This window comes from Mycolicibacterium pulveris, assembly GCF_010725725.1.
Lineage (GTDB): Bacteria > Actinomycetota > Actinomycetes > Mycobacteriales > Mycobacteriaceae > Mycobacterium > Mycobacterium pulveris.
Genome location: NZ_AP022599.1, coordinates 1,231,453 through 1,241,872, shown reverse-complemented (window position 1 = coordinate 1,241,872; position 10,420 = coordinate 1,231,453). Strand labels below are relative to the sequence as shown.

General features: G+C 62.2%; 6 protein-coding genes. 5 read left to right on the top strand and 1 reads right to left on the bottom strand.

Going from position 1 to position 10,420, the window contains the following annotated elements:
• The first annotated feature begins 77 nt into the window (after positions 1-77).
• From G6N28_RS06220 to G6N28_RS06205, 4 genes are all read left to right on the top strand, one after another.
• Positions 78-4,910, top strand: a complete 4,833-nt coding sequence (locus G6N28_RS06220) for a cadherin-like domain-containing protein (RefSeq protein ID WP_163898213.1) — start codon at positions 78-80, stop codon at positions 4,908-4,910.
• Between the two features lie 244 nt (positions 4,911-5,154).
• On the top strand, positions 5,155-5,484 hold the full coding sequence (locus tag G6N28_RS06215) for a hypothetical protein (protein WP_235674479.1): 330 nt from the start codon (positions 5,155-5,157) through the stop codon (positions 5,482-5,484).
• Positions 5,484-6,104, top strand: coding sequence for a hypothetical protein (locus tag G6N28_RS06210; RefSeq protein WP_235674733.1), 621 nt, complete (start codon positions 5,484-5,486; stop codon positions 6,102-6,104). The genes G6N28_RS06215 and G6N28_RS06210 overlap by 1 nt, the downstream gene beginning before the upstream one ends.
• A 135-nt stretch (positions 6,105-6,239) precedes the next feature.
• Positions 6,240-6,554 (top strand): DUF732 domain-containing protein, encoded by a 315-nt coding sequence (locus tag G6N28_RS06205; RefSeq protein ID WP_163898210.1) that lies wholly within the window; start codon positions 6,240-6,242, stop codon positions 6,552-6,554.
• Between the two features lie 65 nt (positions 6,555-6,619).
• Here the strand turns inward: G6N28_RS06205 and G6N28_RS06200 are convergent, their stop codons facing one another.
• A complete protein-coding gene (locus tag G6N28_RS06200; protein ID WP_163905882.1) occupies positions 6,620-7,138 on the bottom strand; it encodes an arsenate reductase/protein-tyrosine-phosphatase family protein in 519 nt (172 codons plus the stop codon).
• Between the two features lie 886 nt (positions 7,139-8,024).
• On the opposite strand from G6N28_RS06200, the gene G6N28_RS06195 reads away from it, so the two are divergent.
• The gene (locus G6N28_RS06195; RefSeq protein ID WP_163898207.1) at positions 8,025-10,346 is read left to right on the top strand and encodes a UDP-glucuronate decarboxylase; all 2,322 of its coding nucleotides are present in this window, start codon (positions 8,025-8,027) and stop codon (positions 10,344-10,346) included.
• Positions 10,347-10,420 lie beyond the last annotated feature (74 nt).

Here is a 10,420-nt window from a genome sequence, read left to right as displayed (position 1 = left end):
TGCGCCTGCCCTGACGTTACTGTCAATTTACGATCTTCGTCGGATGGACTGTGGACTGACCTCAGGGGGGACTGGTTATGGGCTCGCCGCGGCATGCTCGCCGGATCGCATCGCGAGGGGGTGGCGGCGCGCTCGAGTGGTCCGCGACGCCGGGTGCGCAGAACACCGAGGTGAGGTATTCGCGCTACATCGGCCGGGTGGGCGCGCTGGCGGTGGCGCTAGGCGTGGGCATGGCGGTGTCGACGAGTTACGGCATCGCCCCGGCGGTCGCGGCCCCCGAGAGCGACGGCGCCACCGCCAACACCGAGTCCGAGACCGCCGCCGAAGCCGGTGATGACACCGACGCGGATGGCCTTGACGGTCAAGACGACGGTCAAGACGACGCCGAGAGCGGCGACGACGACCTGACCGGCGGGGACGACGACGACGTCGTCGCGGCCGACGAGACCGAGCTGCTCGACGAGGGCGATGACGATGACGCCGTTGTCGAAACCAATGACGACACGGTCGCCGAAACGGATGCCGAAGCCGATGCGCCCGCGCCGCCTCCTGCGGAGCCCACGTCGCCGTCTTCGCGCAACGCGGCGTCGACCACCGCATCATCCGCACCGCCCACCGAGCCTTCCGCGGCGGACACCGTCACCGACCGCGACGACACCAGCACTGCCGACGAAGACCCGGTAGACACGGATGTCGACCTGCCGGAGGTGGTGGATGCGCCGGTGGTGATGGCCGGGGAGTCTGCGGTGACCGCGGATGAGCCGGCGTCGACGGAGGTGCGGGTCGGGGCGCGGGATCCGATCGCGGCGGTGTTGGCCCTTCCGGCGGCGTTGTTGAGTGCGACGGTCGATCTGGTGGTGGGGTTTTTCCAGCCGATCATCGGGCCGGGCGCCCCGCTGGAGAACGCGATGTTGTGGGGGATGCTGGCGTGGGCGCGGCGCCAGGCCAGCCAGACGCTGTCCAATGACACTCCCTCGGTGCAGGATTCGCGCCAGGTGACGTTGGTGCTCAATCCGGGGCAGGTCAGCGCCCCGATCGAGTTCGGCGGTGTCGACGGTGACGGTGATGCGCTGCGGTATTCGGTGCCGGCCAGCGGGCAGCCCGGCGGGCCGGCTCACGGCACCATCAGCATCGATCAGGCCACCGGCACTTGGACCTACACCCCGGATCCGGGCTGGGATGGGGTCGGCGTCCTGACCGACGAGGTCACCGTCACCGTCACCGATGTCGACAGCGGCTTTCACGTCCACGGCCTGGGCAGCCTGGCCAGCGGCAGCGGCGGGCACGCCTCCACCGGCACCGTGGTCATCGAGGTGACATCGGCGAATTTAGCGCCGGTGGCCATCGATGACGCCTACAGCGTCGCCGAGGATTCCGTGTTGACCGTCGCGGGTCCAGGGGTGTTGGGCAACGACACCGACCCCGAGGGCGGCTCGCTGAGCGCGGCGCTGCACACCGGCCCGAACCACGGCACCGTGGACCTGAATGCGGACGGGTCGTTCACCTACACCCCCGACGCGGACTACAGCGGCCCAGATTCGTTCAGCTACACCGTCTCCGACGGCACCACCCTGGATACCGCGACGGTGACGATCACCGTGAGCGCAGAGAATGATCCTCCGAACGCCTCACCGACGTTCAGCGACCCGGATGCCGACGGACTGGTCGTCGGCAACCTCCATGTCGTCGATCCCGACCTCGATGAGCTGACCTTCACCGTGACCACTGGCCCGGCCAAGGGGAGTGTCGTCGTCAACGCCGACGGCACCTTCACCTATACCCCGAGTCAAGTGGAGCGCCTCAATGCGTTCGCCTCCCCGGATGAGGACTTCGACAGCTTCACCGTCACCGTCGAAGACGGCAATGGTGGCATGACCCTGGTCGACGTCGCCAATGTCCCGATCGAGCCGGGTAAAGCTGTCGTCACCGACACCATCAACCAAAGCGGTGTTCCCGTGAGCGTGGCGTTCAGCCCCGACGGTACCCACGCCTATGTCACCAATTTCAGCGACAACACCGTCTCGGTGATCGACACTGCCACCGGCATCACCATCGCCAGCCGGGCCATCCGCGGCCTTCCCGTGAGTGTTGCGGTAAGCCCGGACGGCGACCTCGCCTACATCGTCAGCACCGCCGAGAACAAAGTCTCGGTCATCGACACGGCCACACTCCGTGTCACCGCCACCGTCGGGGTCGGCGATACGCCAATGGGCGTAGCCGTCAGCTCCGACGGTAGCCGCGCCTATGTCACCAACGGTGCCGATGGCACCGTGTCGGTGATCGACACGGCCACCAACACCGTCATCGACACCGTCACCGTCGGTGCTTCGCCGCTGAGCGTGGCCGTCAGCCGCGACGGCGGCCGGGTCTACGTCACCAACCAGCTCGATGATTCGGTGTCGGTGATCGACACGGCCACCAACACCGTCACCGGCAGTATCACCGTGGGCGATCAACCGTTCGGTGTGGCGCTCAGCCCCGGTGGTGGCCGCGCCTACGTCACCAACGGCCTAAACGGCACCGTATCGGTGATCGATACCGTCACCAACTCGGTGATCGACACGATTACCGTCGGCGGCTTCCCGAGCCGGGTGGCAGTCAGCCCCGACGGAAGTCTTGCCTACATCACCAATTTCGACGATGGCACTATCTCGGTGATCGACACCGCCACCAGTTCGGTCATCGACACCGTCACCGTGGGTGACTTCCCGAATTATGTGGCATTCACCCCCGATGGAAGCCTCGCCTACGTCACCCACGGCGACGGCGGCACCATATCGGTGATCCAGGTTGTGTCGGGGGTTGGTGGGAATGAGGCGCCGACGGCGTTGCCGACGTTTGGTGATCCTGATGTTGGGGGTGTGGTTGGTGGGGATCTGAATGTGATGGATCCCAATGGGGATGCGTTGAGTTACACGGTGATTGGTCAGCCGGGCCGGGGTGGTGTGGTTGTCGATGCTGATGGGACGTTTAGGTATACGCCGACGCAGGCGGCGCGTCTTGAGGCGTTTGTTGCTGGGGGTCAGCAGTTCGACAGTTTCGTGGTTGCGGTGGATGACGGCAATGGTGGGGTCACCGCGGTCAGTGTGGATGTTCCGATCGCGCCGGGTGTGGCGGTGGTGGTTGACGGTTTTAGTGTTTTCTCCAGTCCTAATGGGATCGCGGTGAGTCCTGATGGCACCAGTGTCTGGATCACCAGCGGTGACCGGGTTTCGGTGGAAACGCCTACCGGTAGCGCCGCTTTGTTCGGTGTGGTGGGTAACAGCGATCCGTTCGGGGTGGCGTTGAGTCCTGATGGCAGCCGCGCTTATGTCGCGTTGGATCCCGATGACGGCAGTGCGGGTTCGGTGGTGGTGATTGATGCCACCACGTTTGCCGAATTGGGCACTGTTGCTGTGGGTTTCCGCCCGTTTGGGGTGGTGGTGAGTCCTGATGGGGCCCGCGTCTATGTCACCAACGATGATTCGGTGTCGGTGATCGATACGGCCACCAACACCGTCGTCGACACCGTCGATGTGAGTGGTCGGGCGCTGGGTGTGGCGGTCAGCCCTGATGGGGACCGCGTCTATGTCACCAACACCTACGATGATTCGGTGTCGGTGATCGACACGGCCACCAACGCTGTGGTTGACACGATCGCTGTGGAGCGTGATCCGTTCAGTGTGGCGGTCAGCCCCGATGGCGCTCTGGTCTATGTCACCAACTCCGGTGATGAGACGGTGTCGGTGATCGACACTGCCACCGGCACCGTCACCGGCACTATCGCGGTGGGCAGTATTCCGCTGGGTGTGGTGTTTAGTCCTGATGGCAGCATCGCCTATGTCACGACCGCTGGTGATGATTCGGTGTCGGTGATCGATACGGCCAGCGGCACGGTTATTGACACTGTCGCTGCCGGCGATGTGCCGTCGCTGCTGGCGGTCAGCGCCGACGGTAGCCGTGTCTACATCGTCAACAATGTCGGTGACACGGTGTCGGAGACTTCGGTGGATACCGTGTCGGTGATCTCGATCTCGTCTGATACCTCGGCGAAGATCGTGGTGGGTGATCAACCGTTCGGGGTGGCCTTCAGCCCCGACAGCGATGTCGCCTATGTCGTCAACGTCACCGATGGCACGGTGTCGGTGATCGACACCGCCACCGGCACGGTGCTTGACACCATCACCGCCGGTGAGTTTCCCGTCCTGGTGGCGGTCAGCCCCGACGGCAGCTTGGCCTATGTCACCAACTCCGGTGATGAGACGGTGTCGGTGATCGACACCGCCACCGGCACGGTGGTCGACACCATCACCGTCGACGGCGCTCCGGGCGGTGTGGCGTTTAGTCCTGATGGCGCCATCGCCTATGTCGCCAAGCAACTCGGGGACTCGGTGTCGGTGATCGACACGGCCACCGGCACCGTGGTCGACACCATCACCGTGGGTAGTGCTCCGGTCGGTGTGGCCGTCAGCCCCGACGGGGACATCGTCTATGTCACCAATCAACTCGATGGCACCGTATCGGTGATCGACACCGCAACCGGCACTGTCACCACCATCACCGTCGGCGAGGCTCCGGTCGGTATGGCGTTGAGCCCCGATGGCAATATCGTCTATGTCACCAATCAACTCGATGGCACCGTGTCGGTGATCGACACCGCCACCGGCACCGTCATCGACACCATCACCGTCGGCGGCACCCCGGGTGGTGTGGCGTTTACCCCCGACGGCACTCGCGCCTACATCGCCAACCCCGGGGACAACACCATCTCAGTGATCGACACCGCCACCGGCACGGTCATCGACACCCTCTTCGGCACCAACCCAACCTGGATCGCGATCAGCCCCGACGGCACCCACGCCTACATCACCAACCCAGACAACAACACCGTCTCCACCATCCCCATCACCCCCAACACAACAGTCGTGTAGGAACGCGGTCCAACCACGGGGTGGCGCGGCTGCTCGGGTAGATCGACGACGAGGGACATGCGGCGGTGTCGATGGGCAATCCCGATACCGCCAAACGCAATTGGACGTTCGTGCCGGGCACCGGCAGGACCTGACGTGGGGATGCGCGCGTCGCACGAGGTGCTCCGTCCGTCGATACGGTGATCGGGCACAGCTACGGGTCGACGCTGATGGGTGCGGCCGCACTCGACGGCAATCATCTCGAGTGAACAACGTTGTGGCGGTGGGTAGTCCGGGGATTCTCGCCGAGAATGCCAGCCATCGGGGCTTGGCGTCGGGGGCCAGTGTGTTCGCGTCGCGCGCGGAGAACGACGTGAGCGTGATCGCCACGTACGCGACGTTGGGTCCGGACCCGATGACCAGCCGCTTTGGCGGTATCCCGTTTGAGGCGGCGGCGGCCGCGGGCCCTTTCGGCACGCCCACGCTCGACGCGCACAACAGTTATTTTGGTCCCCCGGCCAACCCGGCGCTGGATAACATGGGCCGCATCATTGCCGGAAGAACTGACGTCACACCGCCGACCTTCACACCGTGATGCGTCGGGCGATCGAAGCGCTGGCCGCCGCGGCGGTGCTGGCGGCGCTGATCGCCGCCTGTGACACGTCGGCGCAGGAATCGTCGGGCCCGCTCGGGCCGCCCACGCCGTCAGGGGCCACCGAGATCGCAAAAGATCCCACGGAGCAGCCACCGGTTCCGGCCTCGCCGAAGATCCCGACGAGCCAGCAGGAGGCGCAGGACACGGCGCTGCGGTATCTGCAGCAGACCATCGACGCGCTGCCGGAGGGCATCAGTTTGGACGGGACGCGCTACATGGTGGGTGACGGCACGACGTACTGCGAGGACAATCCCGCCGACCGCGGCGCCCCGGTGAAGCTCGAGGACTGGCGCGACATGAGGGTGCCGCCCGAGACCGACATGAAGGCCCTCGTCGCGCAGGTCGGCGGGATCTGGGAGAGCTGGGGCTGGGACGTGGTCGAGCGCGACGGCTTCGACAAGCCGAACCGGTTCGGCTTCGCCCCGGATGGTTATGTGCTGCATATTCAGGCCCGGACCGACCTGACTCAGGCGCCGACGCTGATCGGGGCTTCGCCGTGTTTTCCCGGCGATCGGCGCCAGGAAGTGCCCCGGCCGCCGGTGTTGGCCCAGAGTCCCTAGCTGGGCGGCCGCGTCTTAGCTGGTCGAGGCGTGATCGATCGACTTTGAGGATTGCGCTGCAGGCTTTCGGTAACGTGTGTGTGCGGTTGCTCGAAATGCAGGGTGTAGAAGCGGCCAGAAAAGTAGGGGAGGAAAATGGGATTCAATGCTTTTCGCCGTTGCCTCTTCGCGGCGTTAGCGGCGCTGCTGGTGGGGGTCGGCGGCGCGGTCGCGGTCGCGCCCGCGCAGGCTGGTCAGGACGACGACCAATTCATCGAGCTGCTCGAACTCGAGGGCGTGCCCTACGCGAACGAAACCGAGGTAATCCGCGCCGGGAAGCAGTACTGCCTGGACCGCACTAGGCCGAACGCGAACATGGGTCGCGTGAACAACGATGTGATGACGAAGATGGGATGGAGTGGGTCTGAGATGCAAGATTTCGCCCGCGCCGCCATTCGGGCTTATTGCTGATAGTTGAGCCGATCTGGCCCCTTGTGATGGTGGTTGCTAAGACCCGCGATATGGGATCGAACGAGTTATTCACTCTGCAACAACTCGATTATCGGTGGCAGGAAGCTGGCGATTTGTGAACCAACCATCGCATGGAAGTCGGCCGACTGGCCGATCGGGTCAGGGATATCGAACTGGTCCTCGCCAGACAATTGCGGACGGAGCACGGCGAGGTCGCCGATTGTTTGCGCGCCGAGTTCCGACACAAGTTGGGAAGCGACGCCCAACGTGAATGTTCGATGGAGCTGGCGCGGGGCGAGTTCCAGAACTGCATCCCGGTGTGCTCTTGTCATGGTTAGTACGAGATCGGCCTCTGAAGCGATCTTGGACGAAAGTTGGCGCGCGGCGAAGTCATTCGTTTCGCCGCCAAGCTGCTGAAGGACCAGAGCTGCGTCAGGTTGGATCGGGTGACCGATTACAGCGCGAATTCCGGCGCTGGATGCCCTGAGGGTAGGGATCCCTAGTCGCGTGGTATAGGCGTTGACAAGCCTCTCCGCCATGGGTGATCGGCAGATGTTTCCAGTGCAGACGAATAGTACGCGCAGAACAACTCCTTGTCGGCGGCAACGAGGTGTCGGTAGCCGACCATAGGATAGGACATCGCTCCGGTAAGATACTCCCAGTCAGCTAGCGTTGTTGCAGTATGCCGCGTAACGACAGCTAGCCGCCGCGCGCGGCTTGAAAGGGTGGCGCGCCGGCACGGAGGGTGCGCCGTACCGGTGTCGAACGTCCTTAGCCCGTTCGGTCTTCCTGAGACCCAGTCGCTGAGTATTGCTGACCGGTTCCACATCCGTGAATTCGGTTCCAGCGGAAGCGGCTCTTCGCCCTCGGCATTCTTCGGTGGCACCATGCCTATTTCGAACGTAGTGAACACGACCGGGCGGCCAACGAATCGACCGAAGTCCGGCAAAGGTTGCTGACGCCATCGGGCAATGGCAACAAGGTCGTCTCCGAGGATGCCGTCTTGGCGACCGCCGTAGATATCAACGTTGGCTGTAAGAATGGCCCATGCACGGGCGCACAGCTAACCGAATTCTTCGCCAAGCTTCAGGGGTGCGTCCGAGGGTGAGCCGGTGCCAAGTAGCGTCGTTCCAGCCGTTTCAGCCTTTCGCCTACCGCAAACAGCGGTGTTCGGTGCTGGAGGCCCAGTCAGGGGCTGGACACCTGGCAAAAACATAGGGAAACCCCTGATTTGCTTGCCAGCTTCAGTTAATATGCTGTTTGTCTAGTTGAGGCAGGCAGGACAGACTCTTGTTACCGTCGGGCAGGCAGGAATCCGTGACCTGCAACGGAGGGTCTTAGCGACAAGGCCGTTATGGGGACGGCTACTTTACGGTGCGGAAGGGAATCCGCATCCGTACGTGCTGGCAGTGTCGCACCTACCAGCACATAGGGACCCACATGGGGACCGAGGGGATCTAGGGGGGAAGTATGCGGCGCCGGGCAGTGATAACGGGGGGAGCGGGATTCGTCGGCTCCCACCTCGCAGAACGACTGCTCGCACATGAAATCGATGTGATATGCCTCGACAATTTTGTCACGGGCGCGCCGGAGAACGTAGCACACCTTCAGGCCCACGATGGTTTTCGACTGATGAAAGTCGATGTCAGCGACTACATTTCAATACCCGGTCCTGTTGATTACGTGCTGCATTTCGCGTCCCCTGCGTCACCAGTGGACTATGCGCAGCTTCCCATCGAGACGATGAAGGCTGGTTCTCTTGGGACGCTGCACACGCTTGGTCTCGCGAAAGAAAAGGGTGCCCGTTACCTGTTGGCGTCTACCTCGGAAACGTACGGTGACCCTCTTGTGCATCCCCAGCCCGAAAGTTACTGGGGAAATGTAAATCCAGTCGGTCCGCGCGCATGTTACGACGAGGCGAAGCGCTTTGCCGAGGCACTGACATCGTCATATCGGCAGAAGCACGGTGTCGATACCGCCATTATGCGTATTTTCAACACCTACGGCCCTCGGATGCGGCCCAACGACGGTCGGGCGATTCCGACCTTCATCACCCAGGCACTTGCTGGTATGCCCCTCACTGTTCACGGCGATGGGAATCAGACACGGTCTGTATGCCATGTCGACGACTTGGTCGAAGGAGCATTGCGGCTGTTGTTCTCCGGCCTGGCAGGGCCAGTCAATATCGGTAACCCGCATGAAATGACGGTTCTGGAGTTAGCGAACCTGATCCGTGAACTTGCTGGATCTGAAGCTCCCGTCGAGTTTGTTGACCGCCCACAGGACGATCCATCGCAGCGTCGACCGGACATCACACTCGCGCGTAACGAACTGCATTGGGAACCGAAGCGCGATGTTCGTGAAGGTTTGCTGGAGACCATTGCGTGGTTCCGCGATGTAGACACCGAAAAATCAAGATCAGATGTCGGGCTGCTTCGCATTGGTCAGCAGAGGCGAGCGTTCTCTCGCCGGAGTGTTGCTGTCATCGGCACCGGTTATGTCGGCGCGGTCACGTCGACCTGCTTGGCGTCCTTGGGCCACACCGTTTGTGGTCTTGACACGGATTTGGCGCGGGTCGGCCAACTCAACAATGGTCAAACACCGTTCCACGAACCGAATCTTCCCGAGCTACTCCAGTCGACTTTGTCGACCGGTCGGCTGCGGTTCACTGATAGCTACGCTGAGGCATTATCGGACGCAGAGTTTGTTTTCCTCTGCGTAGGAACTCCGCCAGGTCAGGATGGGTCGCCAGACCTCACCCAACTCGAGAGCGCGATTCAAGCATTAGCTCCATATCTACGCGCGGACGCGGTGATAGTCAACAAATCAACCGTCCCGGTTGGCTCTGGCAATTGGACTCGCACCATCCTTGAGGACGCTTTAAATGACCGCGATCTATCTTTTCACGTCGTTTCTAATCCTGAATTCCTTCGCGAGGGATGCGCAATCGAAGATTTTCTATACCCAGATCGGATTGTGCTCGGCGGAGCCCAGCCTGATGTCAACCGGGTAGCAGAGCTATACCGGCCGGTGCTTGATCAATCATTTGACCGAGGTCGGCAGGGCATCACGCCATTGTTGATTACTACCGAACTGGCATCTGCGGAGATGATCAAGTACGCCGCCAATGCATTCTTGGCGACGAAGATCAGCTTCGCGAATGAGATGGCGCAACTCTGCGAGCTTTTTGGTGCCGACGCCCGTGAGGTTCTTCCCGCCATCGGAGCCGACCATCGTGTTGGCGCCGCCTTCTTAAACCCCGGCGTCGGATGGGGTGGTTCATGCTTCGGTAAGGACGTTGCTGCGCTGATTTCGACGGGCCAAGAATATGGGTATACGTCCTCGATGCTGCAATCGACAGTGGAAATCAATAAGCTGCAGCGAGCGAGTGCAATACGAAAACTCCAGCGCGAGTTACATATTCTCAAGGGACGTAGAATCGCACTGTTTGGATTGACCTTCAAACCCGGCACGGACGATCTGCGTGACGCTCCGGCATTAGATATTGCACGCAGGCTGTTGGCGGCCGGTGCAGCGGTTTCGGCATTTGATCCAGTGGTTAAAGTTCTGCCCGACGAATACGCGGGTGTACGGCTTACGCCTGATGTATACGATGCCGCTGACCGAGCGGATGCGGTGGTAGTAGTCACAGAGTGGCCGGAGTTTCGGGACATTGATCCAACTGGGCTGCGGCGTGTGATGCGAGGAAACCTCGTATTGGACGGCCGCAATTGCCTACCGGAAGCTGACTTTGTTGGATCTGGTCTCAGACTGGTCGGCTTTGGCTGGTAGTTGCGTATGAATCATTGGGGAAAGATATGACAATCGAGGCAACACCTTCGCGGGTCGGTGGGATCGCGGACCCG

Bases quoted from the DNA above. Each gene is read 5' to 3' on its own strand.
- G6N28_RS06220 (WP_163898213.1), top strand. From the start codon at position 78: ATGGGCTCGCCGCGGCATGCTCGCCGGATCGCATCGCGAGGGGGTGGC.
- G6N28_RS06210 (WP_235674733.1), top strand. From the start codon at position 5,484: ATGCGTCGGGCGATCGAAGCGCTGGCCGCCGCGGCGGTGCTGGCGGCG.
- G6N28_RS06205 (WP_163898210.1), top strand. From the start codon at position 6,240: ATGGGATTCAATGCTTTTCGCCGTTGCCTCTTCGCGGCGTTAGCGGCG.
- G6N28_RS06195 (WP_163898207.1), top strand. From the start codon at position 8,025: ATGCGGCGCCGGGCAGTGATAACGGGGGGAGCGGGATTCGTCGGCTCC.